The organism is Streptomyces sp. JLYT201 (assembly GCF_059448825.1).
The window spans coordinates 7,893,642-7,907,854 of sequence record NZ_CM182551.1 but is presented as its reverse complement, the minus strand read 5'-3'; the positions used below and the strand labels follow the sequence as shown (position 1 = coordinate 7,907,854).

Below are 14,213 nucleotides of genomic sequence, written 5' to 3'. Positions count from 1 at the left end.
CTCCGTAACCTTCATGGGCCTGTCGCTCCGTGAACCGTCGTGGCCCTGGGGGACCTTCAGACCTGCTGAAGTGTTCAGCATGCAGCATGCTGACGCCTCGTCGCACCACGGGGTCCGCTCCGCGTCGCGAAGCGGACCCCGTGGGTGCGGCGCCGGTGCCGACGCGTGTCAGCCCGTCGTGACGGGCAGCACCGACCCCTTGTACTTGTCCTCGATGAACTTCTTCACCTCGGGCGACTTCAGGAGCTTGGCGAGCTTCCTTACCTTCGGGTCGTCCTCGTGGCCCTTCTTCACGGCGAGGACGTTGTTGTACGGGTTGTCCTTCACGGACTCCAGGAGGATGGCGTCCTTCTTGGGGCTCAGGCCCGCCTCGAGCGCGAAGTTGTTGTTGATGACGGCCGCGTCGACGTCCTTCAGGGAGCGCGGCAGCTGCGCGGGCTCCAACGGCTTGATCGTGAGCTTCTTCGGGTTGGCCGCGATGTCCTCGGGGGTGGCGTTCGCGCCCGCGTCCTTCTTGAGCTCGATCACGCCCTTGGAGGCGAGCAGCTGGAGCGCCCGGCCTTCGTTGGTGGTGTCGTTCGGGACGGCGACGACGGCTCCGGAGCGGAGCCGGGTGACGTCGTCGAGGTCCTTGCCGCCGTCGGCGTACACGCCCATCGGCGGCAGATAGACCTCGGTCACCGGCACCAGGTCCGCCTTCTTGGAGGCGTTGAAGTCCTTCAAGTAGGGGGTGTGCTGGTAGAGGTTGGCGTCGAGGGAGCCCTCCTGGAGGGCGGTGTTAGGCGCGACGTAGTCGGTGAACTCGCGGATCTGGAGGTCGAGGCCCTCCTTCTCCGCCAGGTTCTGCTGGATGTACTCCAGGACCTCACCGGCCGGGGTCGGGGTGGCCCCGACGACGAGCTTGTCGCCGTCGGAGCCGGAACCCGAGCCGCAGGCGGTCAGGCCGAGCGCCAGGGCCAGGGCCCCGGCCGCCACGGCTGTGCCCGGCGTCCGCATGTCAGAACGCCGCGACGACGGCGCCGTCGTACTTGTCCTCGATGAACTTCTTGACCTCGGGCGAGGTGAGGAGCTTGGCGAGCTTCTTCACGCGCGGGTCGTCCTCGTTGCCCTTCTTCACGGCGAGGAAGTTGCCGTAGGGGTTGCCCTTGGCCTTCTCGGCGACGAGGGCGTCCTTGGCGGGGCTGAGGTCGGCCTCCAGGGCGTAGTTGCCGTTGATCACCGCGGCGTCGACGTCCTTGATGGTGCGCGGCAGGGCCGCGGCCTCCAGCTCCTTGAACTTCAGGTCCAGCGGGTTGGACGCGATGTCCTTGGGGGTGGCCTCGAAGCCGACGCCGTCCTTGAGCTTGATGACGCCGTTGTCCGCGAGGAGCTTCAGGGCGCGCGCCTCGTTGGTGGTGTCGTTCGGGACGGCGACCGTCGCACCCTTCTTCAGGTCGTCGATCTTCTTGATCTTCTTCGAGTAGACGCCCAGCGGCTCCAGGTGCACCGTGCCGTTCGGGACGGGGACGATGTCCGTCCCGTTCTTCTTGTTGAAGTCGTCCAGGTACGGCTTGTGCTGGAAGTAGTTCGCGAAGACCTCACCCTGCTGCGTCGCCGTGTTCGGCGTGACGTAGTCGGTGAACTCCTTGACCTCCAGGTCGAGGCCCGCCTTCTTCGCCAGGTTCTTCTTGACGAAGTCGAGGATCTGGCCCTGCGGGGTGGGGGTCGCGGCGACGACGAGCGCGCCGTCCTTGTCGCCCGCGGAGTCCTTGTCCGAGCCGCAGGCGGTGAGGCCCAGGGTGAGGGCTCCGGCGGTCAGGACAGCAGCGGTGATCTTGGTGGTGTTACGCACGAAAAGTGCCTTTCTCCATGGGTGGTACACGCCCGCGGCGGTGGTGCGGGGGTGGTGCTGGGGTGAACTCGGACGTTCGGGTCCGGGGGCGGGCCCCCGGCTCCTGCGTCCCGGCCGGGCCGGGCTCAGGAAACCTTCGCGGGCTCCTGCTCCGCGGCGACGGGCTCGGCCGTCCTCACCGGCTCGGCGGTCGCGGTGCCCGGGGTCGTGCCGCGCAGCAGCCGCAGGCGCGGCGCGGCTCCCCCGTGGCTGCCGCGGCGGTGGAGCCTGCGGGCGGCGTAGTCGCCGACGAACTGGATGATCGAGATGACCACGGCGAGGATGCCGACGGTGATCCACATCAGCTCGGTCTCGAAGCGCTGGTAGCCGTAGCGGACCGCGAGGTCGCCGAGGCCGCCGGCGCCGACGGTGCCGGTGATCGCCGAGTAGCCGATGAGGGCGACGACGGTCGTGGTGGCGCTGGAGATGAGCGACGGCAGCGACTCGGGCACGAGGACCTTGCGGACCACGGTCCAGGTGTTGCCGCCCATCGACTGCACGGCCTCGACCAGGCCGTGGTCGACCTCGCGCACGGCCGTCTCGACCAGGCGGGCGAAGAACGGGATGGCGCTGATCGCGAGCGGCACGATCGCGGCCTCACGGCCGATGGTGGTGCCGACGATGGAGCGCGTGAAGCCCATCAGGGCGACCATGAGGATGATGAACGGCATCGAGCGGCCGATGTTCACGACCTGCCCGATCACCTTGTTCACGACGACGTTCTGCAGCAGGCCGCCGCGGTCGGTGAGCACCAGGAGCAGGCCGAGCGGCAGACCGGCGGCGACGGCGATGAGCGCCGACCAGCCGACCATGTAGAGGGTGTCCCAACAGGCCTGCTCCAGCAGGGGCTGCATTTCGTCCCAGGTCACTTGGCACCTTCCTTCACCAGCACGGAGTCCTGCGGTGCGGGCGTGTCGTGCCCGGCGACGTCGACCTGGAGCCCCTGCTCGCGCAGGAAGCCGATGGGCACGACGTTCTCCTCGAAGCGGCCGGGCAGCTCGATGCGCATGCGGCCGACCTGCTTGCCCCCGACGGTGTCCATGGCGGCGCCGAGGATCGAGATGTCGATGTTGTACGTGCGCGACAGCTGGGAGATGACCGGCTGCGTCGCGGCCTCGCCGTGGAAGGTGACGTCGACGACGGTGCGCTGGTCGCCGGTCGCGGCGCCGCTGAGCGGGAACAGCGCGGCGGCGAGCTGCGAGCCGGGCGTGGCCAGGAGCTCGCTGACGGTGCCGGACTCCACGATCTGCCCGCGCTCCATCAGGGCGGCCGAGTCGCAGACGGTCTTGACGACGTCCATCTCGTGCGTGATGAGCAGGACGGTCAGGCCGAGCTGCCGGTTGAGGTCGCGAAGCAGCTGGAGGATGGAGCGGGTGGTCTCCGGGTCGAGGGCGCTGGTGGCCTCGTCGGAGAGCAGCACCTTCGGGTCGCCCGCGAGGGCGCGGGCGATGCCGACGCGCTGCTTCTGGCCGCCGGAGAGCTGTGCCGGGTAGGACTTGGCCTTGTCGGCGAGGCCGACGAGGTCGAGCAGGTCGAGCGCCTTGCGGGTGCGCTCCTTGCCGGACAGGCCGAGGATTTCGAGCGGCAGCTCGACGTTGTCCTGCACGGTGCGCGAGGACAGCAGGTTGAAGTGCTGGAAGACCATGCCGATGCGGCTGCGGGCGGCCCGCAGCTCCCGGCCCGCGCGCGGGCCGCGTCCGGCGAGGGCGGTGAGGTCCTGACCCGCCACCGTCACGGTGCCGGAGCTGGGGCGCTCCAGGAGGTTCACGCAGCGGATGAGCGAGGACTTGCCGGCGCCGGACTGGCCGATGACGCCGTACACCTCGCCTTCGCGCACGTGGAGGTCGACTCCGTCGAGGGCGGTTACTTCACGACCGCGTGAGCGGTAGACCTTGGTGAGGCCGGAAGTGGTGATCACTGGGTTTCCGTCACTGTCGAGTGCGCGGCGCATGGTGTCGCCGGGGCACGGGGCATTCGTTCGGAACGCGGCACGGTTCTCGCGGTGGCGGTGGAACCGGAGGACGTGTGCGCGGGGGCGGGCTCTCGCTTCCGTTACGTCGCCCGTGGGCGGAGCGTGGGGACGCGGGGCACGGCGGCTTCGCTTCGGGGCGCGAGGCTCAGTGGTACAGGGGCCCTCAGAAGGCGCACATTCGACACATACAACGAGCACCGGGCGTCGTCATCGCCTCGGTCGCAAGGGTGCGGCTGCTCGTCGTGGTCATGCGGACAGTAAAACACGCGGGCGGCGTCGCACCGCCACCGTTGTCCGAATAGCGGACGCCGGATGCCCGCCTGTCGGACAGGCGGTGGCGGCTCACCGGCCCCTTCAGGCACGCCGGACGATCGCGACCCCACCCGCCGTGGCCTGCGCCGACACCTCCGAGAGGTCCTTGACGAGGACGTCGGCGGACAGCTCGGCCGCGTGGTGCGTTGTGGTCAACGCCACGGTGGTCATGCCCGCGGCCCGGCCCGCCGCGAGACCCGCGGGGGCGTCCTCGAAGACCACGCAGCGCGCCGGCTCGACGCCGAGGGTCCGCGCGGCGAGCAGGAAGGGCTCAGGGTCGGGCTTGCCGCGGGTGATGTCGTCGGCCGCGATCAGCGTCTTGGGGCGGATGCCCACCTCGTCGAGGCGGGCCTCGGCCAGGCGGCGGGTGGCGGAGGTGACCACGGCCCAGCGCTCGGGCGGCAGCGAGGCGAGCAGGTCGAGGGTGCCGGGCAGCGCGACGACACCGCCCGCGACGTCCGAGACCTCCAGCTCCTCGATCCGCGCGACCGCCGCCGCGACCCGCTCGGCGGGCAGCAGGTCCGCCACGATCTCGGCGGCGGGGCGCCCGTGCAGCTCGACCCGCGCGAAGTCCCGCGCGGTGATGCCGTACTCCCCCGCCCAGCGCGTCCAGCAGCGCGTGACCGACTCCATCGAGGAGATGAGGGTGCCGTCGTTGTCGAACAGGAGCGCTTCGGCCCGCAGGGTCTGGGGTTCGGCCTGGGTGTTCATGGAGACCGACGATACGTGGGCCGCCCGGGCGGGACCCGGGCCCCCGGGGCCGAGCGCATCGGGCCTTTTGGCCCGTAATAGGGTCTCCGCATGCTTGTTGCCCTGACCGTCGCGACCTCCGTGGCCGCGCTCGCGCTCGCGGCCTGGTGCGGCTTCGCCGCCTACCGGGACCAGCCGACGAAGGACTGGCACTTCATCGGCATGGGCGTGGTCACCCTCCTCGCCCTGATCCAGCTGATCGTCGGCGTCGTGCAGCTGGCCCGGGGCGAGGACCCGGAGCAGGGCACGACGATCTTCGTGTCGTATCTGATCGGCTCGTTCGCCTGCGTTCCGGCGGCGGGGTTCATGTCGCTCGCGGAGCGCACCCGCTGGGGCTCGGCGACCGTCGCCGCGGGCGGCGTGGTCCTCGCCGTGCTCGAAGTGCGCCTGTACGACATCTGGGGAGGCTGAGGTGGCCGTGACCGAATCCGGATCCGGAGAGGCTCCCGAGCGCGGCGGCGGGCCGCGGCGGCAGAAGCTGATCACGGGCCCCGGCATCCTGCTGGTGTGGCTGTACGGCGTGATGGTGGTCGGCGCCGTGTCCCGCTCGGCGGTGCAGATCTCCACGGACTTCGACAAGGCGCCGCTCGCCTACACCCTGTCGGCGCTCGCCGGTGTGGTCTACGGCTTCATCACGTACTCGCTGGTGCGCGGCGGCGAGACGGCCCGCAGGGCGGCGCTGGTGTGCTGCGCCGCCGAGCTGGTCGGCGTGCTCGGGGTCGGGGCCTGGACCCTGGCGGAGCCGTCCGCGTTCCCGGACGCGACGGTGTGGTCGGACTTCGGCATGGGGTACCTCTTCATCCCCGTGCTGCTCCCGGTGACCGCCCTGTACTGGCTGCGCAAGGCCGGGCGCCCGTAAGCGCCCCGAAGGGGCGCGGGGAACGGCGCGACCAGCCCCAACGCGCCCGCGGACGAAACTACCGCGCGAAGCGCCTAGGCGCTGGCGGCGTAAGCCTCAGCCGCCACCTCCTTGGCAAGGGTCACCACCGTCAGGCGGTCGTCCACGCGCCGCGTGCCCACCGGCGCGTACCCGTGCTTGCGGTACAGCTGGAGGTTGCTCTCGCTGCGGTGCCCGGTGAACAGCTCGAAGCGGCGGGCGGCGCCGCCCTCGCCCAGTCGTCGCTCTATCGCGTCGAGCAGCCGCCCGCCCAGGCCGTGCCGCTGCATCCGGGGGTGGACGACGAGCTTGCCGACGCGCGCCGTGCCCGCCCCGTCGACGCTGGCCCGCACGGAGGCCACGACCTCGGTGCCGAGCCGCGCGACCAGGACGGTGCCCCCGGCCAGCTCCGCCTTGAGGGAGTCGAGGGTCTGGGTCAGGGGCTCGATCGAATAGTCGCCGTAGAGCTCGGCCTCGCTCTGGTAGCAGAGGTACTGCAGTTTGAGGATCTGCTCGGCGGCGTCCTGGTCGTCGGCCGCCGCCTCCGAGATGGTCACGCTCATGCCCATGTGTGCATGCCTCCCGCTCACCTGCTCCACCGGTTGTCCCTCACTCCTTTCCCCACGGGCCAGGAGTCGCAACCTCTTGCGCGAGCATTCTGCGCAGGCATCCCAGGCACCGGGAACGTTCTGGCCCCAAAGATCCTTGTGACATTCCCAACTCTCCTGCGATTTCACGGTAAGTGAGGTCCTTCGGCGACAGAAGTGCAGCCAGGAGCCGAGGACACCGTCCGGGGAGCTTGCGGACGGCCGCGTGCAGGATCCGGTGCCGGTCGGCCCGCAGCACGCGCTGCTCGGGCCCGCCCTGGAGGTCGTCGGCCGGTTCGGTGACGTACGGCCGCTCGCGGCGGGCGGCGTGGCGGCTGCGGTGGGCCTCGTCGCGAACGGCGGTGCGCAGCCATCCCGCGGGGTCGGCGAGGGACCCCTTGGCGTCCAGGTGTTCGATCAGGCGCAGCCACACGGCCTGCTCGAGGTCGCCGGGTTCGGCGCCGGAGCCGTGCGCCTCCGCCGAGGCCTCCGCGGCGAGCAGCGGACGCAGGGCGGTGACGAGGTCGGGCGAGAGCGAGGGCGTCATATCCGCGACGACGCGGCCGTTTCGGCGCCGGGTTTCCGAAACGGCCGCGGCTCACTCCAACCGGGAGTTCTCCGTCATTCGTTGACAGTGCCGCCGTCGCGGAAGTCGGCGGCGGCGAGGAGCGCCGTGTCCGCGTTGTCGGAGAAGATCCCGTCGATGCCGGTGGCGAAGTACTTCTTGAACGCGCCGAAGGCGTCGCCGTACGCGTTGGGGTCCGTGCCCTTCTTGAAGTCGGCGGGCAGGAAGGTGTTCTCGTTGCGCATCGTGTACGGGTGCAGGATCAGGTCCTCGGCGTGCGCGTCGCGCACCAGCGTGGTCGGCTCCAGGAGCCTGCCGTCCGGGCCCTTGGGGATGATCAGGTCGAGGGTCGGGCCGATGCCCTTGGCGTACGAGGCCATCCAGCGCAGGCCCTCGGGCTTGATGAGGTCGGCGACGGTGCGCGGGTCGCCCGCCTCGACGAAGTCCCAGGGGCGGGAGTTCGCGGACGACAGCAGGACCACGCCGGGCGCGTCGACGAGCTTGCGCAGGCGCTGGATGCTGCTGGGCTCGAAGGACTGCAGGAAGTTCGGCGAGTGCCTGCGGTGGCGGTTGTAGCGGCGCAGGAGCTTGGCGAGGGGCTCTTCGAGGCCGAGGCCCAGCTTGCGGAAGTAGGTGGGGTGCTTGGTCTCGATGTGCAGCCAGACCCGGCGGCCGCGCTCGCGGCCCGCGCGCTCGGCCCAGCGCAGGACCTCCTCCAGGGTGGGGACGTCCCAGCGGCCGTCGTAGAGCGTGTTGCGCTGGCGGGTGCCGGGGATGCGCTCCTTGGCGCGCAGCGTCTTCAGCTCGGCGAGCGTGAAGTCCTCGGTGAACCAGCCGGTGAGCTGGACGCCGTCCACGGACTTGGTCGTCTTGCGGCCGGCGAACTCCGGGTGCGCGGCGACGTCCGTGGTCGCGGTGATGTCGTTCTCGTGACGGCATACGAGATGGCCGTCCTTGGTGGGCACGACGTCCTGCTCGATGACGTCCGCGCCCATGTCCAGGGCGAGTTGGTAGGAGCCGAGCGTGTGCTCGGGCCGGTAGCCGCTGGTGCCGCGGTGCGCGATGACCGTGGGCACCGGCAGTTCGTCGCCGTGGCCGTGCCCGTGGCCCTTGCCGTGGCGGCCCTCGGCTCTCGCCACGCCGGGCGCGCCAGCGACGGCCGCGCCAGCGCCGAGGACCGCGGCCCCCAGGACCGCCCGCCGCCCCGGGCTCGTCCCCGTCCGCCGCTCGGCCGTCGCGCCGTATTCCTCGTTCGCCATCAGGGCTCCCTCTTCGTGTACTGCCGTGTGCCGCCTTGCACCTGACAAAGCGGCACCGATCGTAGGTGGCGACAGGTGACGTACGGGAGACCCGGGGTCGAACGTACGGGTGACGCGCGATGGCCGAAGGCCGCGCGGGGCGCGAGGGCGCGCGTGCCCGGCGCGGGAGAACGCCGGGCTTCAAGGCGTCCGGGCCCCGTGGCGGGCTTCCGGACGCGGCCCGCGGGGAGCGTGAGAAGGGCCACTCGGACAAGCGGCGCAGTTCGTACGGCGATACGGTCGTGCTGGTAGGACCCTCGTGGGGCAAGGGGCGCGCAAACTCAGGTCAACTCTGCGTATCGGTCGCATGAACCCGATGTGCGTTCAACGGGGACCCGCGAGTATGGTCCTCACCTGCAGCGACTTGCCGTCGACCCGTTGACACCGGAGGAACCGTTGTCCCGTCTAGCGCTCCTGAAGGCAGTGCTCGGACCGATCTTGCGCCTGACGTTCCGCACGCGGGTAGAGGGTGCCGAGAACATCCCCGGGACCGGTCCCGTCATTTTGGCCGGAAACCACCTGACGTTCATCGACTCGATGATCCTGCCCGTGGTCTGTGACCGGCCGGTCTACTTCATCGGCAAGGACGAGTACGTCACGGGCAAGGGCCTCAAGGGCCGCGCGATGGCCTGGTTCTTCACCGGCGTCGGCATGATCCCGGTGGACCGCGACGGCGGCCGGGGCGGCGTGGCCGCCCTGATGACCGGCAAGCGGGTCCTGGACGACGGCCAGATGTTCGGCATCTACCCGGAGGGGACCCGCTCCCCCGACGGCCGCCTCTACCGCGGCCGCACCGGCATCGCCCGGCTCACGCTGATGACGGGCGCGCCCGTGGTGCCGTTCGCCATGATCGGCACGGACAAGCTGCAGCCGGGCGGCAAGGGCCTGCCGCGGCCGGGCCGGGTGACGGTCCGCTTCGGCGAGGCGATGGAGTTCTCGCGCTACGACGGCATGGACCGCGACCGCTACGTACTGCGCGCGGTGACGGACTCCGTGATGACGGAGGTCATGCGCCTGTCCGGGCAGGAGTACGTGGACATGTACGCCACGAAGGCGAAGGCGGCCTGAGCCGGGCCGCGACACGGCGAAGGGCCGCACCCCGCGCGGGGTGCGGCCCTTCGCCGTGTACGGGCGCTTCGCCGTATACGGACCCTTCGCTGTGTACGGGCCCTTCGCCGCGTACAGGCGCTTCGCCGGGTCCGGGCGGCGGTGGCGTCAGGGGTGCTCGACGCCCTCCTCCAGCTTCTGCCCCTTGAGCAGGAACCAGGCCGCGACCGCCGTGGCGAGCAGCACCGCGGCGCCCACGCCCGCGGCGACCCGCAGGCCGTCGACGAAGGCCTCCTGCGCCGCCGACACCAGGGGGCCCGCCGTGTGCTCCGGCAGCCCAGCGCTCGCCTCGACGGCGCCGCCGAGGGACTCGTGGGCGGCCGCCGCGGCGTCGGGCGGGGTGCCGGCCGGGGCCGTGAAGTCGCGGTAGACGCCGGTGACGATGGAGCCGAGCAGGGCGATGCCGAGGGCAGCGCCCAGTTCGTAGGCCGTCTCCGAGACCGCGGACGCGGCGCCCGCCTGCTCCTTGGGCACGCTGGACAGGATCACGTCGGCGGTCACCGTGAAGGCGAAGCCCGCGCCGACGCCGACCACCAGGAGCGCGGCGCCGAGGAGCGGATAGCCCGTGTGCTGGCTCAGGGTGGTGAGCGAGGCGAGGGCGAGGCCCACCGCCGCGAGCCCGCCCGCGACCACGGACCGCACCGAGAAGCGGCGCGCCACCAGGCCCGCGATCAGACCCGCCGTCACCGCGCCGAGCGCGGCGGGCAGCTCGGCGAGGCCTGCCTCGAAGGGCCGCCTGCCCTGCACGAGTTGCAGGAACTGCGACAGGAAGAAGACCAGGCCGGACAGGCCGAGGATGGTCAGCAGGTCGGCCAGGACCGCGGCGGAGAAGCCGCGGTTGCGAAAGAGCCGCATGTCGAGCAGCGGCGCCTCAAGGGTGAGCTGCCGCCGGACGAACCAGGTGAGCGCCGCGACGCCGACGACGCCCGCGGCCAGCACCTCCCAGCCCGCGCCGCCCGCCGCCGCCTCCTTGATCGCGTACACCACGGCGATCATGCCGATGAGCGACAGGGCGACGCTGATCAGGTCCCAGGGGCCGGGTGCGGGGTTCTTCGACTCGGGGAGCAGCTTGACGCCGACGAGGACGAGGACGGCCATCACGGGCAGGTTGATCAGGAAGACCGAGCCCCACCAGAAGTGTTCGAGCAGGAAGCCGCCGACGACCGGGCCGATCGCCGCGCCCGCCGAGGCCATCGCGCCCCACACGCCGACGGCGATGCTGCGCTCGCGCGGGTCGTGGAAGATGTTCCGGATCAGCGCGAGGGTCGAGGGCATCAGGGTGGCGCCCGCGACACCGAGCAGCGCCCGGGCCAGGATCATCAGCTCCGGCGTGGTGGCGTAGGAGTTGAGCACGGACACCGCGCCGAAGGCGACGGCTCCGACGAGCAGCAGCTTCTTGCGGCCGATGCGGTCGCCGAGGCTGCCCATGGACACCAGCAGACCGGCGATCACGAAGGAGTAGACGTCGCCGATCCACAGGAGCTGGGTCCCCGAGGGCTTGAGGTCCTCGCTGATGTACGGCGTCGCGAGGCCGAGGACGGTGGCGTCCACGGCGACGAGCAGGACGGCGAGGACGAGCACGGCCAGGGCCAGCCAGCGGCCGGGCGGCCGGGCCACCTCGGCCGACGGGGTGCGCTGTGCGGTGCGGGTCATGATTCCACTCTCCGTTGTGCTCCGCCGATGAGCAGCTCGGCGATCATGTAGCTGAAGTCCTTGGCCGCGACGCGGCCGTCGAGGACGGCCCAGGCGCCGGAGCTGACGAGGCCGTACAGGGCCTCGGTGAGCCAGACCGGGGTCAGGTCGATGCGGAACTCGCCGCTCTCCTGACCGCGCCGGAACAGCTCGGCCACTCGGGTGTCGATCCGGGACCAGCCCTCGTGCTGGGTCACGCCCTCGAACAGCGCGTTCTCCGTGACGAGGAACGCGAGCAGTCCCGCGGCGGGCTGAAGCTCCTTGACCAGGCGCCGCAGGGCGTCCCCGGCGCCGCCCGCGTCGAGGCGGGCGGCGTCCAGGGCCAGCTCGCACTCCCTCAGGCCGAGGTCCTCGAGCGCGCGGACGAGCGCGTCACGGCCGGCGAAGTGACGATGGAGGGTGGCCCGGCTGACGCCGGCGGCCTTCGCGACCTCGTCCATGGTCGCGGAGCCCTTGCGGGTGAGCAGGGCGGCGGCACTGCGCAGCACCTGGTCGCGGTCGACAGACATGAGACAACCATAGTCCACATGAGACATTTGTGTCTCATGAGAGGCATGCAGGTCTTGAGGCCGGGGCGGAGCGGTGGTCTCTCAGTGCCAGGGCAGCGCGGCCCGCGTGCTCCAGTACGCGGCGGGCTCCTCGGCGAGGGCCTCGACGCACTCCAGGTCCTGTGCGTCCAGGTCGACGGCCGTGGCGTGCAGGTTCGACACGAGCTGTACGGAGGTGGCGGCGCCGGAGAGCACGACACCGGCCCACGGGCGGCGCAGCACCAGGGCGAGGGCGACCGCGTCGCAGCCGAGACCGGTCCGCTCGGCGACGGCGCGCAAGGCGGCCGGGGCGTGCTCGCCCGCGAGGCGGCCGTTGGCCATGCCCTCCTTGACCAGGACGGTCAGGCCCGCCTCGTGGGCCTCGGCGAGCGCGGGGCCCGCCGAGGTCTCCAGGGCGTTGTAGGTCGCCTGCACGGTGTGGAAGAGCCGCTCGCCGCCGACCGTCACGTCCAGGGCGGCGCGGATCGCGGCGGCCTGCTGGGGGCCGCTCACGGACAGGCCGACGGTGACGCCCTCGGCGGCGAGGTCCGCGAGCCGGGCGTGCAGCTCCTTGTCGGCGAGCGCCGGGCTCTCGGGCGTGACCGAGTGGATCTGGTAGAGGTCGAGCCGCCCGCCGAGCAGCGCGGCGCTCTCGGCGCGCTGGCGGTCGTACGCGCTGACGCTGTGGTCCTTGACCTCGTGCGCGGCGGCGTCGGTGCGCCAGTCGGCCGTGTAGGTGTAGCCCCACTTGCTGCCGACGACGACGTCGTCGACGCCGGGCCTGCTCGCCAGCCAGTCGGCGAGGAACTCCTCGGAGCGGCCGTAGGAGCGGGCCGCGTCGACGTACCGCACGCCGAGCGCGTAGGCGGCGTCGAGGAGTTCGAACGCGCGCTCGCGCAGGGCCTCGACGCTGCGGGACGGCGGCAGGTCGGCCTCGCGGCCCAGGGTGATGTAGCCGGGCCGGCCGACGGCGGCCAGGCCGAGGCCGATGTGGGCGGTCGGGGTGGTGGCTTCGGCCAGGCGGGAGAAGGGCATGTGGGGCTCCACGCTTCGGGGGTGGGACGCGGTGAGGGGAGTGCGCGGGCGGCGCACTCCCCTCCGTTCAACGTAGCCCTCCGTGGACGGGCGGGCCCCGGCGGGGCGCCCCGGGCCCGCTCCGCTAGGCGCTGCGGGCCGTCGCCCACTCGCGCTGGGCGGCCACGTCCTTCTTGATCTCGGCGAGCTGGGCGGCCACCGCCGAGGGCGCGGTGCCGCCGCGGCCGTCGCGGGAGGCGAGGGCGCCCGGCACGTTCAGTACGGTGCGGACCTCGGGGGTCAGATGCGGGGAGATCTTCGCGAACTGCTCGTCGCTGAGCTGGTCGAGCTCGATGCCGTGCGCCTCGCACTCCTTGACGCACTCCCCCGCGACCTCGTGCGCGACGCGGAACGGCACGCCCTGCTTGACCAGCCACTCGGCGATGTCCGTGGCGAGCGAGAACCCGGCGGGGGCCAGCTCCTCCATGCGCTCGCGGTGGACCGTGAGCGTCGCCATCATGCCGGTGAAGGCGGGCAGCAGGACCTCCAGCTGGTCGCAGGAGTCGAAGACGGGCTCCTTGTCCTCCTGGAGGTCGCGGTTGTACGCGAGCGGGAGCGCCTTGAGGGTGGCCATGAGGCCGGTGAGGTTGCCGATGAGGCGCCCGGACTTGCCCCGGGCCAGCTCGGCGATGTCCGGGTTCTTCTTCTGCGGCATGATCGACGAACCGGTGGAGAAGGCGTCGTGGAGCGTGACGAAGGAGAACTCCTTCGTGTTCCAGATGATGACCTCCTCGGCGATCCGGGAGAGGTTCACGCCGATCATGGCGGTGATGAAGGCGAACTCGGCGACAAAGTCGCGCGAGGCCGTGCCGTCGATGGAGTTGGCGGCCGAGCCGCGCTCGAAGCCGAGGTCCTCGGCCACCGCCTCCGGGTCGAGGCCGAGCGACTGCCCGGCCAGGGCCCCGGATCCGTACGCCGACACCGCGGCCCGGCCGTCCCACTGCCGCAGCCGCTCGGCGTCCCGGGCCAGGGACTGGGCGTGCGCGAGGACGTGGTGGGCGAAGAGCACCGGCTGGGCGTGCTGGAGGTGGGTGCGGCCCGGCATGGCGACGTCCGGGTGGGCCTCGGCGAGGCCGATCAGCGCCTCCTGGAGGTCGGTGATCAGGCCGCCGACGATCCGGGCGTGGTCCCGCAGGTACATCCGGAAGAGCGTGACCACCTGGTCGTTGCGGGAGCGGCCGGCGCGCAGCTTGCCGCCGAGGTCCGGGCCGAGCCGCTCCAGGAGGCCCCGCTCCAGGGCGGTGTGCACGTCCTCGTCGGCGACGGTGCCCACGAACGCGCCGGACGCCACGTCCGCTTCGAGCCGGTCGAGCCCGGCGATCATCCGGGTCAGCTCGTCCTCGGTGAGCAGCCCGGCCTTGTGCAGCACGCGCGCGTGGGCTCGGGAGCCCGCGATGTCGTACGGCGCGAGGCGCCAGTCGAAGTGCACCGAGGCGGAGAGTTGCGCCAGCGCTTCTGCGGGGCCGTCGGCGAACCTGCCGCCCCAGAGGCGGACTTCGCCGGTGTTGCTGCTCACGGTTGCTCCTTGGTGTGCGGTGGGCGGGGAGGGGGTTCCTCTCCCCCACCCCGCCCCTTCCCGAAA

Annotated in this window: 15 protein-coding genes; 3 read left to right on the top strand and 12 right to left on the bottom strand. The window is 71.6% G+C overall.

Annotated elements, in window-relative coordinates:
• Positions 1-168: 168 nt before the first annotated feature.
• The 5 genes from AC5WAM_RS33675 to AC5WAM_RS33655 all read right to left on the bottom strand — a co-directional run bounded on the left by AC5WAM_RS33675 (position 169) and on the right by AC5WAM_RS33655 (position 4,865).
• A complete protein-coding gene (locus AC5WAM_RS33675; protein WP_366789754.1) occupies positions 169-996 on the bottom strand; it encodes a MetQ/NlpA family ABC transporter substrate-binding protein in 828 nt (275 codons plus the stop codon).
• A gap of 1 nt (position 997) precedes the next feature.
• A complete protein-coding gene (locus AC5WAM_RS33670; RefSeq protein ID WP_366789753.1) occupies positions 998-1,831 on the bottom strand; it encodes a MetQ/NlpA family ABC transporter substrate-binding protein in 834 nt (277 codons plus the stop codon).
• 125 nt (positions 1,832-1,956) lie between these two features.
• The gene (locus AC5WAM_RS33665; RefSeq protein ID WP_366789752.1) at positions 1,957-2,739 is read right to left on the bottom strand and encodes a methionine ABC transporter permease; all 783 of its coding nucleotides are present in this window, start codon (positions 2,737-2,739) and stop codon (positions 1,957-1,959) included.
• On the bottom strand, positions 2,736-3,788 hold the full coding sequence (locus AC5WAM_RS33660) for a methionine ABC transporter ATP-binding protein (RefSeq protein WP_138958626.1): 1,053 nt from the start codon (positions 3,786-3,788) through the stop codon (positions 2,736-2,738). Before AC5WAM_RS33660 ends, AC5WAM_RS33665 begins: the two co-directional genes overlap by 4 nt.
• A 408-nt stretch (positions 3,789-4,196) precedes the next feature.
• Positions 4,197-4,865 carry an HAD-IA family hydrolase gene (locus AC5WAM_RS33655; RefSeq protein WP_495519836.1) on the bottom strand — a complete coding sequence of 223 codons (669 nt, stop codon included), beginning with the start codon at positions 4,863-4,865 and terminating at the stop codon, positions 4,197-4,199.
• Between the two features lie 90 nt (positions 4,866-4,955).
• On the opposite strand from AC5WAM_RS33655, the gene AC5WAM_RS33650 reads away from it, so the two are divergent.
• Entirely contained in the window at positions 4,956-5,315 is a 360-nt protein-coding gene (locus tag AC5WAM_RS33650) for a hypothetical protein (protein WP_366789750.1), read from the top strand.
• A 7-nt stretch (positions 5,316-5,322) separates the two neighbouring features.
• A complete protein-coding gene (locus AC5WAM_RS33645) occupies positions 5,323-5,763 on the top strand; it encodes a hypothetical protein (RefSeq protein ID WP_366789810.1) in 441 nt (146 codons plus the stop codon).
• A gap of 74 nt (positions 5,764-5,837) precedes the next feature.
• Here AC5WAM_RS33645 and AC5WAM_RS33640 read toward each other — a convergent pair whose 3' ends face one another.
• The 3 genes from AC5WAM_RS33640 to AC5WAM_RS33630 all read right to left on the bottom strand — a co-directional run bounded on the left by AC5WAM_RS33640 (position 5,838) and on the right by AC5WAM_RS33630 (position 8,192).
• On the bottom strand, positions 5,838-6,350 hold the full coding sequence (locus tag AC5WAM_RS33640; RefSeq protein WP_366789749.1) for a GNAT family N-acetyltransferase: 513 nt from the start codon (positions 6,348-6,350) through the stop codon (positions 5,838-5,840).
• A gap of 40 nt (positions 6,351-6,390) precedes the next feature.
• Positions 6,391-6,915, bottom strand: a complete 525-nt coding sequence (locus tag AC5WAM_RS33635; RefSeq protein WP_138958630.1) for an RNA polymerase sigma factor — start codon at positions 6,913-6,915, stop codon at positions 6,391-6,393.
• A 74-nt stretch (positions 6,916-6,989) separates the two neighbouring features.
• Positions 6,990-8,192 (bottom strand): glycerophosphodiester phosphodiesterase, encoded by a 1,203-nt coding sequence (locus tag AC5WAM_RS33630; protein WP_366789748.1) that lies wholly within the window; start codon positions 8,190-8,192, stop codon positions 6,990-6,992.
• A gap of 543 nt (positions 8,193-8,735) precedes the next feature.
• Here AC5WAM_RS33630 and AC5WAM_RS33625 point away from each other — a divergent pair.
• A complete protein-coding gene (locus tag AC5WAM_RS33625) occupies positions 8,736-9,299 on the top strand; it encodes a lysophospholipid acyltransferase family protein (protein WP_495519835.1) in 564 nt (187 codons plus the stop codon).
• A 147-nt stretch (positions 9,300-9,446) separates the two neighbouring features.
• Here the strand turns inward: AC5WAM_RS33625 and AC5WAM_RS33620 are convergent, their stop codons facing one another.
• The 4 genes from AC5WAM_RS33620 to argH all read right to left on the bottom strand — a co-directional run bounded on the left by AC5WAM_RS33620 (position 9,447) and on the right by argH (position 14,147).
• On the bottom strand, positions 9,447-10,991 hold the full coding sequence (locus AC5WAM_RS33620; protein WP_495519834.1) for an MFS transporter: 1,545 nt from the start codon (positions 10,989-10,991) through the stop codon (positions 9,447-9,449).
• Positions 10,988-11,539, bottom strand: coding sequence for a TetR/AcrR family transcriptional regulator (locus tag AC5WAM_RS33615; RefSeq protein ID WP_495519833.1), 552 nt, complete (start codon positions 11,537-11,539; stop codon positions 10,988-10,990). The genes AC5WAM_RS33620 and AC5WAM_RS33615 overlap by 4 nt, the downstream gene beginning before the upstream one ends.
• A gap of 81 nt (positions 11,540-11,620) precedes the next feature.
• Positions 11,621-12,592: an aldo/keto reductase gene (locus AC5WAM_RS33610; protein ID WP_495519832.1), complete on the bottom strand. Its 972-nt coding sequence runs from the start codon at positions 12,590-12,592 to the stop codon at positions 11,621-11,623.
• A gap of 124 nt (positions 12,593-12,716) precedes the next feature.
• Positions 12,717-14,147 (bottom strand): argininosuccinate lyase, encoded by a 1,431-nt coding sequence (argH, locus tag AC5WAM_RS33605; protein WP_495519831.1) that lies wholly within the window; start codon positions 14,145-14,147, stop codon positions 12,717-12,719.
• Between the last annotated feature and the right edge of the window lie 66 nt (positions 14,148-14,213).